At 69.3% G+C, this 14051-nt stretch carries 11 protein-coding genes and 1 pseudogene; 7 read left to right on the top strand and 5 right to left on the bottom strand.

The features are described 5' to 3' along the window. Position 1: 1 nt before the first annotated feature. Entirely contained in the window at positions 2-2452 is a 2451-nt protein-coding gene (locus OG588_RS39035) for a Pls/PosA family non-ribosomal peptide synthetase (RefSeq protein ID WP_405951338.1), read from the bottom strand. A 529-nt stretch (positions 2453-2981) separates the two neighbouring features. On the opposite strand from OG588_RS39035, the gene OG588_RS39040 reads away from it, so the two are divergent. Continuing rightward, the gene (locus tag OG588_RS39040; protein ID WP_405951339.1) at positions 2982-4145 is read left to right on the top strand and encodes a YihY/virulence factor BrkB family protein; all 1164 of its coding nucleotides are present in this window, start codon (positions 2982-2984) and stop codon (positions 4143-4145) included. A 106-nt stretch (positions 4146-4251) separates the two neighbouring features. Here OG588_RS39040 and OG588_RS39045 read toward each other — a convergent pair. Beyond that, positions 4252-5126, bottom strand: a pseudogene (locus OG588_RS39045) (NmrA family transcriptional regulator). 81 nt (positions 5127-5207) lie between these two features. On the opposite strand from OG588_RS39045, the gene OG588_RS39050 reads away from it, so the two are divergent. Together OG588_RS39050 and OG588_RS39055 are read left to right on the top strand one after the other, a co-directional pair. After that, on the top strand, positions 5208-6137 hold the full coding sequence (locus OG588_RS39050) for an AraC family transcriptional regulator (protein WP_405951340.1): 930 nt from the start codon (positions 5208-5210) through the stop codon (positions 6135-6137). A gap of 10 nt (positions 6138-6147) precedes the next feature. Beyond that, positions 6148-6843 (top strand): DUF6597 domain-containing transcriptional factor, encoded by a 696-nt coding sequence (locus OG588_RS39055; RefSeq protein WP_405951341.1) that lies wholly within the window; start codon positions 6148-6150, stop codon positions 6841-6843. Here the strand turns inward: OG588_RS39055 and OG588_RS39060 are convergent. Further along, positions 6840-7238 (bottom strand): VOC family protein, encoded by a 399-nt coding sequence (locus tag OG588_RS39060; RefSeq protein ID WP_405951342.1) that lies wholly within the window; start codon positions 7236-7238, stop codon positions 6840-6842. The two genes, OG588_RS39055 and OG588_RS39060, sit on opposite strands and share 4 nt — an antisense overlap. A 79-nt stretch (positions 7239-7317) precedes the next feature. Then, positions 7318-7953: a VOC family protein gene (locus OG588_RS39065; protein WP_405951343.1), complete on the bottom strand. Its 636-nt coding sequence runs from the start codon at positions 7951-7953 to the stop codon at positions 7318-7320. Between the two features lie 394 nt (positions 7954-8347). On the opposite strand from OG588_RS39065, the gene OG588_RS39070 reads away from it, so the two are divergent. Genes OG588_RS39070 through OG588_RS39085 form a run of 4 tightly spaced genes read left to right on the top strand, consistent with a single transcriptional unit; the run spans position 8348 to position 12659 of the window. After that, entirely contained in the window at positions 8348-9232 is an 885-nt protein-coding gene (locus tag OG588_RS39070) for a 2-amino-3,7-dideoxy-D-threo-hept-6-ulosonate synthase (protein ID WP_405951344.1), read from the top strand. After that, entirely contained in the window at positions 9213-10322 is a 1110-nt protein-coding gene (locus OG588_RS39075) for a 3-dehydroquinate synthase II family protein (RefSeq protein WP_405951345.1), read from the top strand. Before OG588_RS39070 ends, OG588_RS39075 begins: the two co-directional genes overlap by 20 nt. Positions 10323-10329: 7 nt before the next feature. Further along, on the top strand, positions 10330-11145 hold the full coding sequence (locus OG588_RS39080; protein ID WP_405951346.1) for an arylamine N-acetyltransferase: 816 nt from the start codon (positions 10330-10332) through the stop codon (positions 11143-11145). A gap of 2 nt (positions 11146-11147) precedes the next feature. Continuing rightward, positions 11148-12659, top strand: a complete 1512-nt coding sequence (locus tag OG588_RS39085) for a class I adenylate-forming enzyme family protein (RefSeq protein ID WP_405951347.1) — start codon at positions 11148-11150, stop codon at positions 12657-12659. 208 nt (positions 12660-12867) lie between these two features. On the opposite strand, the gene OG588_RS39090 is transcribed toward OG588_RS39085, so the two are convergent. Beyond that, on the bottom strand, positions 12868-13932 hold the full coding sequence (locus tag OG588_RS39090) for a LacI family DNA-binding transcriptional regulator (RefSeq protein WP_405951348.1): 1065 nt from the start codon (positions 13930-13932) through the stop codon (positions 12868-12870). Positions 13933-14051: the final 119 nt, after the last annotated feature.

Raw genomic sequence — 14051 nt, forward strand, 5'->3', positions numbered from 1 at the left:
GTCAGGGAGTCATGTGCTGTCCGGCGCGCCGTGGCGCCACCGCCGGATTCCCGCCCCACCGGGATCGCGCCGGCATCTCCTCGCCCTTCATCAGGAAGGAGTCGGCGGCCAGTTCGGCCCCGTCACCCATCGAGACGCCGTAGTGAACGAGCGCACCCACCCCGAGGGTGCAGCCGGCGCCGATGGTGATCATTTCGGACTTGAAGGTGCCGTCCTCCTGCGAGTGCGACTGCACCTTGGTGTGCGCCGCCAGCGTGCAGTCGTCGCCGATCGCGGTCAGCGTGCGCTCGGTGATGTACGCGCCGTCGTCGAAGATCCGGCGCCCCATCCGTACGCCCAGCAGCCGCCAGATCAGGTTCTTGAACGGTGTCCCGTTGAACACCTGGATGTAGGTGTCCGGCACCTTCCACAGCCGCTCGTGCCACCAGAAGTACGGGTCGTAGATCGAGCACAACTTCGGCTCCAGCGGCCGGAATCCGCCCACCAGGCGCTCCACCAGCACGTAGTACCCGGCGGTGAAACCGAGCCCCAGCATCAGGGACGCGCCGATCAGCAGTCCGCCGCCGATGCCGTCACCCCCGTACAGGTCGACGGCGGCGAAGCCGAGCACGGTGAGCAGGAACCAGTGCAGCCAGCGCACGAACAGATACAGACCCATCGCGCGCAGGTTGGCGCCGTTCTTCGCGCGCAGTCGGCGCTTCAGTTCGTCGCCCTCGCGCAGATGGTCGAAGCGGCTGTCGCGCTCCACCGAGCGCGGGATCTCGAAGCACGGCGAGCCCAACAGGCCGACGCCCTCACGGAGTTCGCCGTCGATCGGCACCATCACCTTCGTGGCGAGCAGACAGTTGTCGCCGGTACGGCCCCCGGAGGGGTAGGCGATGTTGTTGCCCAGGAAGTTGCGCGGCCCGATCACCGCGCGCGACAGCCGGAACGACGTACTGGAGAAGTCCGCGTTGACGATCGACAGACCGTCCGCGACCATCGTGCCGCTGCCCACCGTGGCCAGATACGGCGTCTCGTGCTGCACCTCCGTACCGAAGTTGGAGCCGGTCTGCTCCACCTCGCCGAGGTCGTAGCCGATGGCCTTGAGGTAGCCGGTGATGTACGAGCTGTCGCCGCACAGCCACTTGAAGAACTTCAGGTTGGTCGTCCGCGCCACCGCGCGCTGCACCGAGTAGTGGAAGCCGTACAGCGGATACACCTGGTCGGGGCGCACCAGCGGACGGAGCAACCGGGGCAGCAGTGACACGGCGGCGAAGCCGAGCACGACGAATCCGACGAACGCCACGAGCGACAGGGCCAGTGCCTCGCCGTAGAACCGGGCGGAGTCGAGGTCGTGACTGTTCGGGTCCAGCAGGTGGTCGAGGGCCGGGACCACGGTCAGCAGCATGTAGGTGCCGCCGATCGCGAGCGGGACGTAGACCAGCAGCATCTGCAGGAACGCACCCAGGCCGTAGCCGAAGCGGCGCAGCGTCGAGCAGTCCGCGTGCGGGATCCGGACGTAGTCGACGTCCGTGGGCTGGGCCGGCGAACCGTGTACGCGCTGCCCCGCCGGGACCTGGGCGTCGTCGTACAGGGCGGAGGAGTGGCCGAGTTGGGACCCGTCGCCCATGACCGTGCCGATGTCGAGGACGGTCTTCTCACCGACGTACACCTCGCTGCCGAGGGTGACCTTGCCGGTGCGGATGCGGCCGGCGCGCGCCTGGTAGCAGAGGAAGAAGGTGTCCTTGCGGATGACCGTTCCGTCTCCGATGGTCAGCAGGTCGGTGCAGACCGGTACGGAGTGGGACAGGATCGTGACGCCCTTGCCGATCCGGGCGCCGAGGGCGCGCAGATACAGGACGTAGAGCGGGTTGCCGGCGAACAGGATCATCGGGTTGGCGTGCAGGAGTGCCTTGACCGTCCAGAACCGGACGTAGGCGAGGCCCCAGACCGGGAAATCGGTCTCCTTCCAGCGGCCCACGAGAACCCACTTGGCCACCACCGGCACCGTGCACACACCGATGAACACCGCGCCGCCGAATATCGCGGAGCGCAGATATACCTGGACCACTCCGGCACCGGAGGAAACCCATTCGTAGCCCTGCCCCGTGACCGTCCCGGCGAGTACGCAATACAGCGCGAAAATCAGGAACTGAAGCGCCCCGCAGAGCAGATAGCGGGCCGTGGACCCGGCCGGCGTCTCCGCCGCCTCGATCGGTTCGGCGGGCTCGGGCGTGTCGGCGATTGCCGCCGCCAGACTGCGGATCGTCGGATATCCGTAGACGTCCCGCATGGACACCGACGGCAGATCCTCGCGTTTTCTGACCCGGGCGCAGAAGTGCGCCATCACCAGCGAGTTGGCGCCCAGGTCGTCGAAGAAGTGACTGTCGAGCGGTATGACTTCCTTGCGTACGACACCGGCCAGGACCTCCGCGAGGACGGTCTCGGTGACGGTGCCGGGTTTTCCCACCACGTGGCTCCTTGGTAATGATCGCGGTCTTTGTATTGTCAAAGACGAATACGGCGGAGTCGCGCCCGTTGTTCACGGCAGGGGCAAATTAAAAGGCACGCGAAACGGGTGGGGTGAATGGGAATTCGTGAGAATGGAGTTCCGCATTGTGTACAGAGTTTCCAAATGGACGAGGCCCTGGTCTTGGGCCGAGTGATTCCCCCGAGTCGTGTGCGCTGACGTCGTCCCAACGCGCGCAACGAATGCAGTCCGGATTATTTCTGGACATTCTGGGACGGGTCAAGGCCGTACCGGGCAATGGCGCTTTTTCGTCTTCGCCGAACAGGGGGTTGGTCAACATTGATTGACGGCCGAAGTCCTCACCGGGCCACTATCCGAAACAACCATGAAATGATCGAATGGGAATTCGATTCGCGGGGCGAATGTTTTCGGCCAGCGCGAGCATGACACGACCGTCCCCGGGGGTGCCCGGCCCGGCCGACGGCCCCGGGGGACGAGTGCATCCCGGTGCGCCGGATACCTTTAGGGCGTGCAGTCAGCAAGTGAATCCCCCGAGCGGCCCGCCGGCCGGTTCCACCGGGCGCGTGCCCTCTACCGGAACGTCTCCAAGCGCAGGACCGCCTGGCTGCTGGTCAAGGACACCGTCAACTCCTGCATGGAGTACCGCATCCTGGGCCTCGCGGCCGAGGCCGCGTTCTTCACGCTGCTGTCCGTGCCACCGCTCCTGCTGAGCCTCATCGGCCTGCTCGGCTACGTCGACAGCTGGACCGGCGCCGACAGCATCGCCGGCCTGGAGAACAACATCCTTGAGGCGTCGCGCACGGTCCTGTCCGACAAGGGCGTGCACGAGATCGCCCAGCCGATCCTGCACGACGTGATGAAGGGCGGCCGGCCCGACGTCATCTCCATCGGCTTCCTGTTCGCCCTGTGGTCGGGCTCCCGCGCGGTCAACGTCTTCATCGACACCATCACCGTCATGTACGGCCTCGACGGCGTCCGCGGCATCGTCAAGACCCGGATCGTGTCCTTCGCCCTGTTCGTCGCGGCCCTGCTGATCGGCTCGATCGCGCTGCCGCTGATGGTGGCCGGGCCGGACGCCGTGGTGAACGTGGTGCCGTGGTCGGAGACGGTCGTCCAGGTCCTGTACTGGCCGGTTGTCATCGTCCTGTCCATCGTCTTCCTGACGACGCTTTACCACGTCTCCGTCCCCGTCCGCTCCCCGTGGATCGAGGACGTGCCCGGCGCGCTGGTCGCCCTCGCCATGTGGGTCCTCGGCAGCTACCTCCTGCGCATCTACCTCACCAGCACGGTCGAGGGCCCCACCATCTACGGCTCCCTGGCCGCACCGGTCGCCGTCCTCCTCTGGATCGGCGTCTCCGCGTTCGCCGTCCTCGTCGGCGCAGCCGTCAACGCGGCCATCGACCGCGTCTGGCCGGCCGCCGCGACCGCCGCGGCCCGCGCCGCGAACGAACGCCGCCAGGACGAGCAGGTCGCCGAGTACGTAGCCCGCATGGCCGCGGTCCGCGCCCGAGACGGCGAGGACGACGACGACCCCGACGACTCCTACATGCCCTCGGAGTTCCCGGAACGCTGGTCCCGCTTCCTCCCCCCGGAGGACGTGACGTCACGGCTCCGCACGCACGCGAAGAGCACCCACAAGAACGGTGGGGACGCTTCACCGCCGGACAAGTAAAGCGCGCCCCAAAGGGGCGCGGGGCTGTGTCGATTTGCGGCTCCGCCGCGCGGGCGCGACCAGCCACGACGGACCCGCAGCCGACGCACCGGCCTCCCGCAGGGAACTACGCCCCGCCCTTCCAAACACCCGCCGCCGCAGCCTCCCGCACGAACTCCGAGAACTCCCGCGGCTCCCGCCCCAGCACCTCCTGAACCCCCTCGGAGAGATACGAGTTCCGCCCGTCCAGCAGCGACTCGAACAACTCCACCAGGAACTCCACTTCCGACACCGGCACCCCGAACCCCGCGAGAGCCTCCCCGTACTGACGGGTAGACACCGCCCGGTACGTCAGCCGACGCCCCGTCACCGCAGCGATCTCCGCAACCGCCTCCCCGAACGTCAACAACCGCGCCCCGGACACAGTGACCGCCTGCCCGACATATCGATCCCCACCGGTCACCAGGGCGACGACCACATCCGCGATGTCCCGCACATCAACTGGGGGCACCTCCCATGCCCTTAAGGCTATGGGGGAGGCTCCCGCACCGACCCACCGGGAAACACCAGTTCCCCGCTCTCCCGCAACCCCTCCACCAGCGGCCCCTCACTGAAGTTCTGCGCGAACCACGACGCCCGCACGACCGTCCAGTCCGCCCCGGCCCCCCGCAACGCCTCCTCGGTGGGCCGTGCCCGCTCCTCACCCCGAGCCGACAGCAGCACCAGCCGCCGTACCCCCAACCCCACCGCCTCCTGCGCGAGCAACCCCACCGCGAGCCCCGCCTCCGGCGCCCCGACGTCCGAGGGATACACCAGGTACGCCGCATCGGCACCCCGCAACGTGTCCGCCCACGTGGACCGGTCCGCCCAGTCGAACCCCCGCGCCCGCGAGGCCTCCCGCACGGTCAGTCCCGCCGCCCGCGCCGCCTCCGCCACCCGGCGCCCGGTACGCCCCGAAGCACCGGTCACCACAATCGTCATGTTCCGCGCGTTCTGTGTCATGCCTTCCAGTCAACGCCCGTCCGCGGGCACGGACCATCGCTGAACGGCTCATTGCCATAACCGCGCGTCTACGCTGGCCACATGGACGCCCTGGCAGGCCTTCTGGAGGGTCCACGCGCGCGTGGCGCCTTCATGATCCGCGCGTGCTTCGACCCGCCGTGGGCGATACGCATCGAGGACCGCGCCCCGCTCACGGTCATGCTCATGGTCCGCGGCGACGCCTGGATCACCCCGGAGACGGGGGAGCGGGTACGGCTACGGGCCGGCGACCTCGCCATCGCCCGCGGCCCGGACCCGTACACCTGCGGAGACGCCCCCGACACCGCCCCACAGGCCGTGATCCTCCCCGGTGCCGAGTGCCACCACCCCGACGGCACCCCGCTCAACGGCTCCATGGACCTCGGCGTCCGCACCTGGGGCGACCGCCTCGACGGCTCCACGGTGATGCTCATCGGCACGTACCTCATGCGCGGCGAGATCAATGGCCGCCTGCTGGACGCCCTCCCGCCCCTCCTCACCCTCCCCTCCGAGGTCTGGGAGTGCCCGCTGACCCCGCTCCTCATGGACGAGATCGTCCGCGACGAACCCGCCCAGGAAGTCGTCCTGGACCGCCTCCTGGACCTGCTGGTCATCGCCGCGCTCAGGGCCTGGTTCTCCCGCCCGGAGGCGCAGGCCCCGGCCTGGTACCGCGCCCTGGCGGACCCCGTCGTAGGCAGGATCCTGCGCCTCCTCCAGGACGACCCCGCACACCCCTGGACGGTCGCCTCCCTGGCCGCCAAGGCGGGCGTCTCCCGCGCGGCCCTGGCCCGCCGCTTCACCACCCTGGTCGGCGAACCCCCGATGTCGTACCTCACGGCCTGGCGCCTGGCCCTCGCGGCGGACCGCCTCCGCGACACCGAGGACACCATCGGCGCGATCGCGAGACAGGTCGGCTACGGCAGCGCGTTCGCCCTGTCCAGCGCCTTCAAACGGGTCTACGGCGTGAGCCCGCAGGAGCACCGGTCGCCGTAGCCTGGTGGGTGTGTACGTGGAGAGGGCATCGCGGCTGCCGGGCGCGGTGGTGTGGAGCCGGACCATCGAGAACCCCGCGGGCCCGGTCCACCCCGTCCTGCCCGACGGCTGCATGGACCTCCTCTGGAACGAGGGCCGACTGCTGGTCGCGGGCCCCGACACGCGCGCGTACGTCCCCGGGACCGCGCCCACGCACTGGATCGGCATCCGCTTCTTCCCCGGCACCGCGCCCACTTTCCTGGGTGTCCCCGCGCACGAACTCCGCGACCGCCGTGTCGACCTCGCCGACCTGTGGCCCGCCGCCGGGGTGCGGCAGCTGAGCGCCCGCATCGACACGGCCCCCGACCCTGTGACCGCGCTCGAAGAGGCGGCACTGGAACGCGCGGCGGACACACCCCCACCGGATCCGCTGCTACGCCACCTCGTCGCGGCCCTCGACACCGGCCGCCCCGTCGCCGCCACCGCCGACGAACTAGGCATCGGCGCCCGCCAGTTGCACCGCCGTTCACTGTCCGCCTTCGGCTACGGCCCCAAGACACTCGCCCGAGTGCTGCGTCTTCAACGGGCCCTCACCCTGGCCCGCGCCGGAGTCCCGTTCGCGCAGACGGCGGCCCGGTCCGGTTACGCGGACCAGGCCCATCTCGCCCGGGACGTCAAGGAGTTGGCGGGGATGCCACTGGGCGAGCTACTCGGCCGGTCCGGCTAGGCAGGCTTCAGCGGGGCGAAGAGGTCCACGCCGTTGCCGTCCGGGTCGTGCACGACGGCGTACCGCTGGCCCCAGAAGGCGTCCCACGGCTTGAGCTCTCCGTGGTGCCCGGCGCCGGTCAACTCCGCGTAGACCCGGTCGACTTCGGCGGGGTCGTCGCAGAGCAGGGCGAGTGCGGCCCGACCGCTGCCGCTGGGTGACTGCCAACCCGGGTGGAACGAGCGGACGGTGTCCTCCGTGTCCAACAACAGCCTTAGCCCACCCGGGAGTTGGGCTTCGGCGTGCGGCTGTTCCTCGGCGCCCTCGGGGAACCCGAAGCCGAGCCGGCGGTAGAAGGCGACAGAGGCGGCCATGTCGGAGACGACCAGGCCGATCGCGTCGAATCGTGGAGTCATGGGGCCACGGTAGGCGGGGGCGGGAGGGCCGGTCTTGAAGGAATCGGACACGGTGGTCCGGTCGCGTCGGGGCGGCCGCTCAGCGGAAGGTCACCGGTCCACGCGGGGTGTCCACCGTGAAGGACAGGCTCACCGGCCCCGCCGCCACCACCAGCTCCGCACCCACAGCCGACAGCAACGGGCGGATCTCGTCCGGGACCGGGGCCGTCGCGGTCAGCTCCAGCAGAGGTACGACGGGCAGGTCCGAGGCGGTCGTCGGGTGGGGCGAGGAGCTCCAGTCGATGAGGAACGGCACCAGGCCGGAGGGATGCGCCGTGTCCCCGTCGGTGAGCCGCCACTGCAGCAGCGTGCCGTCGGGCCGGCGCCGGCTCATCGCGCGCACGGGCCCGGGGTCGTACCCCTGGGCACGCGCCGCCGCGACCGCCGCGTCCAGGTCGGGCGGGGCGACCGCCCAGGTCACCGTCCGGGCGACGGCCAAACCGTCGACACCGAAGGGGCGGGGCCATGACGGCTCGGGCTGCTCCAGGTCAGGACCGATGATCTCCAGGTACCGCGAACCACCCAGCGAGACAAGGCAGTTGCGGGTACCGAGCCCGACATGGGCGCCGCCCGCGACCGGTGCGATGCCTGTGCGCTCGGTGAACTCGGCGACCGTCGCCGCCAGATCGGGGGTCGCGAGGACGAGGTGGTCGAGGCGTGCGGGAAGGGCGTTCATCTCGACCGAGGCTACGCGGCGGGGCCGTATCGGAGGAGGGCAAAACCTACGCGTCCCCGAAGGTCTCCGCGTCGGACGCCGGTCTCTCCATCGCGTACGCGGACCTGAAGAGCGGTGCCGTGCTCAACCTGCGGGTGGAGCCGGGCACGATGACCGACGCGAACTGCACGTCGCCGCCGCGGCGGGCTGAACCAAGCCCTGAGCACCGCTGGTTCGTTCCGTTCGCAGGAGGGAACCGGGCTCGTCCCATGGCCGGATCGGTCGGGTCTCAACTGTCCTGATCCCTCGGTGAACCTCGCCCGGGTGGCAGCCGTAGACGACCACAGCGGGCGGCCCGACGAGCCCACTTCTGGAGGCCGGACAGCCGGCCGGGCACGGAACGGGGATGGACTGGATGCAGATGTTCGACGGCGCTTCGAGCGCCCGCAAACTGAGGCTGCTGCGGCTCTACAGACGCAATCCGCGGCGCATGCTGGTCGTTCCCCTGGACCATCCGCTGACGGACGGGCCCATCGCCGGGGGCGGGTTCGGACTCAACCGGCTGGTGGGTCAGTTGGCGACGAACGGTGCGGACGCCGTGGTCCTGCACAAAGGCAGTGTGCGCCGGGTGGATCCGGCCTGGTTCACGCAGATGTCGCTCGTCGTGCATTTGAGCGCGAGTACCGCGCACGCCCCCGACCCCGATGCGAAATGCCTCGTCGCGACCGTCGAAGAGGCGCTGCGGCTCGGCGCCGACGCGGTCAGCGTGCACGTCAACGTCGGTTCTCGGCAAGAGGCCCGGCAGATAGCCGATTTGGCGGTCGTGGCGGAATCCTGTGACCGTTGGAACATTCCGCTGATGGCGATGATGTATCCGCGAGGCCCGCGGGTCACCGACCCTCGCGATCCGGAACTGGTGGCCGCCGCCGTGACGGTCGCGGCCGAACTCGGGGCCGATCTGATCAAGACCTATGCCCTCGAATCCGATGTGGACATGCTGCGCCTGACGGCCTCCTGTCCGGTACCGATTCTGGTGGCCGGCGGCCCGCGGGTCGGCGATGAGAAAGCCCTGCTGGAATTCGTCGATTCCGCGCTGCGGTGCGGTGCGGCCGGTATCGCCATGGGCCGGAACATCTTCGAATCCGACAACCCGGCCGCCATGACACGTGAATTGGCCCGTCTCGTGCACGGGGATGTTCCTCCGCCCGCTCCCGTGGAGTTCGGCGTGAAGAACGTGAACGACATGAACGACATGAACCACAGGAAAGAGATGGGAAATCGTGAAGCTCACGTGGCTTGATGTTCGCGGTGCCGCCGCCAAGCAGGCACTCCTCGAAGAGGCGTTGCACCAGCGGCTGGACGGCATCGTCTCGGACACCCTGGCGGACCTGGGTGACCTGCCTCCGACGGTGAAGAAGATCTTCTTCCCGCACGGCACGGAGCTCAAGGAGCTTCCCGACGATCTCGGCGTGGCCGACGTGGTGATCGTCGATCCGCGCGTGCACGGGACGCCCGCGGAACTCTCGTCGGTGTATCCGGGAGTCGAGTTCGGACGGTTCGTGGAGATCGTCGACGCGCAGACGCTGGAGGACGCCTGTCAGTCGGCCCGTACGGAGGAGTGGAGTCTGCTGCTGTTCCGCGATCCCACGAAGATCCCGCTGGAGATCGTCATCGCCGCGGCTGCCGGTGCCGAGGGCAGTCTGATCACCGTCGCCGGGGACGTGGCCGAGGCGGAGATCATCTTCGGGGTGCTCGAACACGGTTCCGACGGCGTGATGATGGCGCCGAACGCCGTGGGCGACGCCACCGCCCTCAAGCAGGCGTCCGCTGTGGTGACCGAGCCCCTCGATCTGGTCGAGCTCACGGTCGTCGCCACCGAGCACGTGGGCATGGGGGAGCGGGCCTGTGTCGACACGTGCAGCCACTTCCGTGAGGACGAGGGGATCCTGGTCGGCTCGCACTCCAAGGGGATGATCCTGTGCGTGAGCGAGACGCATCCGCTTCCCTATATGCCCACCCGGCCTTTCCGGGTGAACGCGGGGGCCATTCACTCCTACACGCTTTCCCGTGACGGGCGTACCCACTATCTCAGTGAGCTGAAGTCCGGCAGCAAGGTCATGGCCGTCGACGTCAAGGGCCAGACCCGTATCGTCACCGTCGGGCGGGTCAAGATAGAGAGCCGGCCGCTCATCTCCATCGACGCGAAGTCCGATGACGGGCGTGCCGTCAATCTGATTCTCCAGGACGACTGGCACGTACGGGTGCTCGGCCCGGGCGGGGCGGTGCTGAACAGTACCGAACTCAAGCCCGGCGACCGCGTGTTGGGATATCTGCCCGCCGAGGACCGCCATGTCGGCTATCCCATCAACGAGTTCTGCCTGGAGAAGTGAGAGCGTCATGGACGAAGAACTCATCGACGCCTATCTGGAACGCATAGGCGCCAAGCGGCCGGAGCGAGTCGACGCGGACACCCTGCGCCATCTGCACGAGCGCCATGTGCTGTCCGTTCCCTTCGAGAACCTGTTCTTCCTTCTCGGGGAGCCGATCCCGTACTCGCTGGACGCGGTCAAGAAGATCGTGCACGAGCGGCGCGGCGGCGGGTGTTTCGAGCTGAATTCGGCTTTCGCGATGCTGCTGGAAGCTCTCGGATTCCAGGTCACCCTGCTGGCCGGGTGCATTTACCGCGGTGAGGTGCTGGACAGTCCCATCGGTCATCTGGCGCTCCGGGTGGAGACCGACGAACCGGACGGACATGCGTGGCTCGTGGATGTGGGGCAGGGAAGTCACAGCCGATGGCCCATGCGACTGGATCTGCGGACACCGCAGTTCGACCCGCACGGCGCGTACCTTCTCGACGAGACACCCGAAGGTGACATCGACGTCTTCCGTGACGGTTCGCCGCTGTACCGGATGGAGATGCGGCCCCGGAAAATCGAATTCGGCCTGCCCTCCATGTGGTGGTACCAGACCGCCCCCGACTCGCCCTTCAGGAACCGGCTGATCTGTGTCCAGCCCCGGGAGGACGGAAAGGTCACTCTCGCGAACAGGGTGCTCGTCAGGGAACAGGGCGGCGAGCGGACCAGGGAGCGGATCGTCACCGAGGAGGGGCTGAAGGAGGCACTGGAGACCTGGTTCGGGATCCATCTCGACCAGGTGCCGAAGATCCCCGGAAGGACCGCGGCGCCGACCGCCGCCGTAGAGGGGCGTGCGTAGCCATGTCCGGGAACGTAACCGAGGATCTGTCCCGACTCGCCCACGCCAGAGGGTGGTTGGAGCGGACCGCCTTCCTGGCCGACGACCGCGCCTGGACGTACGCCGAGGTCTTCGACGGCGCGGCACGGGCCGCGCGGGGGTACCGGTCCGCCGGACTGCGCGTCGGCGACCGCGTCCTGCTGGCGCTCCCCGACGGCGTGGAGATGGTCTGGTCCGTGCTCGGCGCCTGGCAGGCCGGACTCGTCGCCGTCCCGGTCAACGTCCGGATGAGCGGCGAGGATCTGACCCGGGCCGTCGAGACGGTGGAGCCCGCGCTGGCCGTGATCGACCCTGACACCGCAGGGCAGTTGGAGACGCCGGGCTTCGCCCCCGCCATCAAGGTCGGGACACTCGTCGCGGGTGACCCGGACCCGGAATTCGCCGAGGGCGGGGACACTCCGGCGCTCGCGGTCTTCACTTCCGGCACCACGGGCGCCCCGAAGCTGTGCTTCTTCCTGCACAGCAACTTCGTCGCACCTCCCGGCCCTCCCGCGGCTTCCGGCACTCCCGGCCCAAACGGCAGTAGCCGTACGACAGTTGGGCTGTCGGTGTCCCGCATGTACTTCCTGGGCGGACTGCACTTCTCGGTACTCACCACCCTCGCCACCGGGCAGACCGCCGTCCTCTCACGCACTCGGGCGACCCCGGCGGCGGCGCTCGACCTGATCGACCGCCACCAGGTCACGGACCTCTTCGCGCAGCCGAGTTTCCTGGCCCGCACACTCCTCGAACCCGGCCACACGGAGGCGTTCGCCCGCCTCCGGGAGGTGTCGAGCGCGGGGGAGGTCCTCTCGCCACGGCTGCGCGAGCAGCTGGTACCGCTCCTGGGGAACCGGCTGATCAACAACTACGGCGCCACCGAGAGCGGCGTGATCTCCATGGGCAGGCCCTCCGCGTACCGCGCTCCTTCGGCGATCGGGCCCGCCGTCCCCGGCCGACCGGTGCGCATCGTCGACGTCGACGGCCGGACGATGCCCGCAGGCGGTCAGGGCGAGCTGCACGTCTACGTCGACTTCGCGTCCCGGGGCGTCGAGCGGGGGAGCCTGGGCCCCGATCAAGTGAGGGACACCTGGTGGCCGACCGGGGACCTGGCGTCGATCGACGACGACGGAGTCCTCCACGTGCACGGTCGGCTGGACGACGTGGAAGTGATCGGCGGGCAGAACGTGGTGCCGGGCGAGGTCGAACGACTCCTTGAGAGCCACCCGCGCGTGCTCGAAGCGGCGGTCAGCTCGGTCCGCCGTCCCGCCGGGGACACGAGTCTGCGCGCCTACGTGGTGACCGTCCCCGACAAGGAGCCTGCCAACGGAGCCAACGACCCTGCCCTGGACGCCGAGTTGATCGCCCTGGCCCGGTCCCGGCTGTCCTGGTACAAGGTCCCGCAGGACGTCGTCCGGCTGCACGCGCTGCCGCGCAACGCGAACGGCAAGATTCTGCGCAGACAACTCCGCGCGGCGGGCGGCCAGTTCGTCTGACACAGGGACGGCACGTCGTGACGGGGCAGCGGACGAAGGATCACGCTGCCCCGTACGTCGTCACGGCGGCCTCACCCGGCCGGGCGCCACCGGAACCAGTGGTCGACCCTGTCGGACCGCATCTCACCCACCAGCCGGTGAACACCCGCCGGCGCCTGATGGTGTGGCGCGAAGAGCGACTGCGGCTCGGGCATGGTCATGGCCATGGTCACGATCCATCGTTGGCGTACCGGCCGCCCGGCGCCCCCGTGCTCGCCCGCTCCACCAACCGCGTCGACAACTCCGTCCGCGTCCCTTCCGGCCGGTCCCCGTCCATCAGCCGGACCAGCAGCCGCAGCGCCGTGGCCGCCATCTCCGACAACGGCTGCCGGATCGTGGTCAGCGCCGGAGTCACCCAGCGGGACTCGGGAAGGTCGTCGAAGCCGACCACGCTCATGTCGGCCGGGACGCTCAACTCCCGTTCCGCCAGGGCCTCGTAGACCCCGAGCGCCATCCGGTCGGAGCAGACGAAGACCGCCGTGGGCGGCTCGGGCAGATCGAGGAGTTCGCGCATACGGCTGCGGGCCATGGCCTGGTCGAAGCCGCCGTGACGGATGTAGTCGGGGCGCACGGGCACCCCGGCCGAGGCGAGCGCGGAGCGGTAGCCGGCGACGCGGGCGCTGCTGCACATCTTGTGGCGGTGACCGGCGATGACGGCGATGCGTTCGTGGCCCAGGGCGAGCAGATGCTCGGTTGCCGTCACCCCGCCCTGCCAGTTGGCCGCGCCGACCGACACCACGCCCGGCGGCGGCTCGTGCACGGGGTCGATCATCACGAACGGGATGCGGTGCTGATCGAGCCAGGAGTACTGGGACGGCGTCAACTCGGCCAGATTGAACAGGACTCCGGCCGAACCCCGCCCGACCAGCTTGTCCAGCCAGCCCCGTTCGGGCCGTTCGGCGCGCGTCCGGGTCAGCCCGGCCGACACCACCACCTCAAGTCCCGCCTCGTACGCGGCTTCCTCCACCCCGTGCAGCACCGCCCCCGACCAGGAACTCTCCAACGAGTGCACGACCAGATCGACCAGCGCCGGCGCCTTGCCCGCGTCGAACCGCGGCCTGCGCACATACCCGAGCCGTTCCAGCGCCTCCGTCACCCGCCGCCGCGTCTCCGGCGCCACGTCCTCCCGGCCGTTGACCACCTTGGACGCCGTCGGCACGGACACCCCCGCCTCCCGGGCCACCACCGCCAGCGTCGGCCCTGCCGTCACGCTCGCGCTCCCCGCACGGACCATCGGGTACCGCCTCTCCAGCCCGCCCGAGGGCCAACGAAAGTTTCGACCAGCGCCGCTTCCCCGGCCCGGCCGTCAACCGTCCAGAAAGCGCTTCCTACGATAGGTGCGCGTCGACACGG

The sequence above is a fragment of the Streptomyces prunicolor genome, from assembly GCF_045162825.1.
GTDB classification, from domain to species: Bacteria; Actinomycetota; Actinomycetes; order Streptomycetales; family Streptomycetaceae; genus Streptomyces; species Streptomyces prunicolor.

Excerpts from the sequence above, each read along its gene's own strand:
- OG588_RS39050 (WP_405951340.1), top strand. The coding sequence starts at position 5,208 with ATGGACGCCCTGGCAGGCCTTCTGGAGGGTCCACGCGCGCGTGGCGCC.
- OG588_RS39060 (WP_405951342.1), bottom strand. The coding sequence starts at position 7,238 with ATGACTCCACGATTCGACGCGATCGGCCTGGTCGTCTCCGACATGGCC.
- OG588_RS39065 (WP_405951343.1), bottom strand. The coding sequence starts at position 7,953 with ATGAACGCCCTTCCCGCACGCCTCGACCACCTCGTCCTCGCGACCCCC.
- OG588_RS39070 (WP_405951344.1), top strand. The coding sequence starts at position 8,348 with ATGCAGATGTTCGACGGCGCTTCGAGCGCCCGCAAACTGAGGCTGCTG.
- OG588_RS39080 (WP_405951346.1), top strand. The coding sequence starts at position 10,330 with ATGGACGAAGAACTCATCGACGCCTATCTGGAACGCATAGGCGCCAAG.
- OG588_RS39085 (WP_405951347.1), top strand. The coding sequence starts at position 11,148 with ATGTCCGGGAACGTAACCGAGGATCTGTCCCGACTCGCCCACGCCAGA.
- OG588_RS39090 (WP_405951348.1), bottom strand. The coding sequence starts at position 13,932 with ATGGTCCGTGCGGGGAGCGCGAGCGTGACGGCAGGGCCGACGCTGGCG.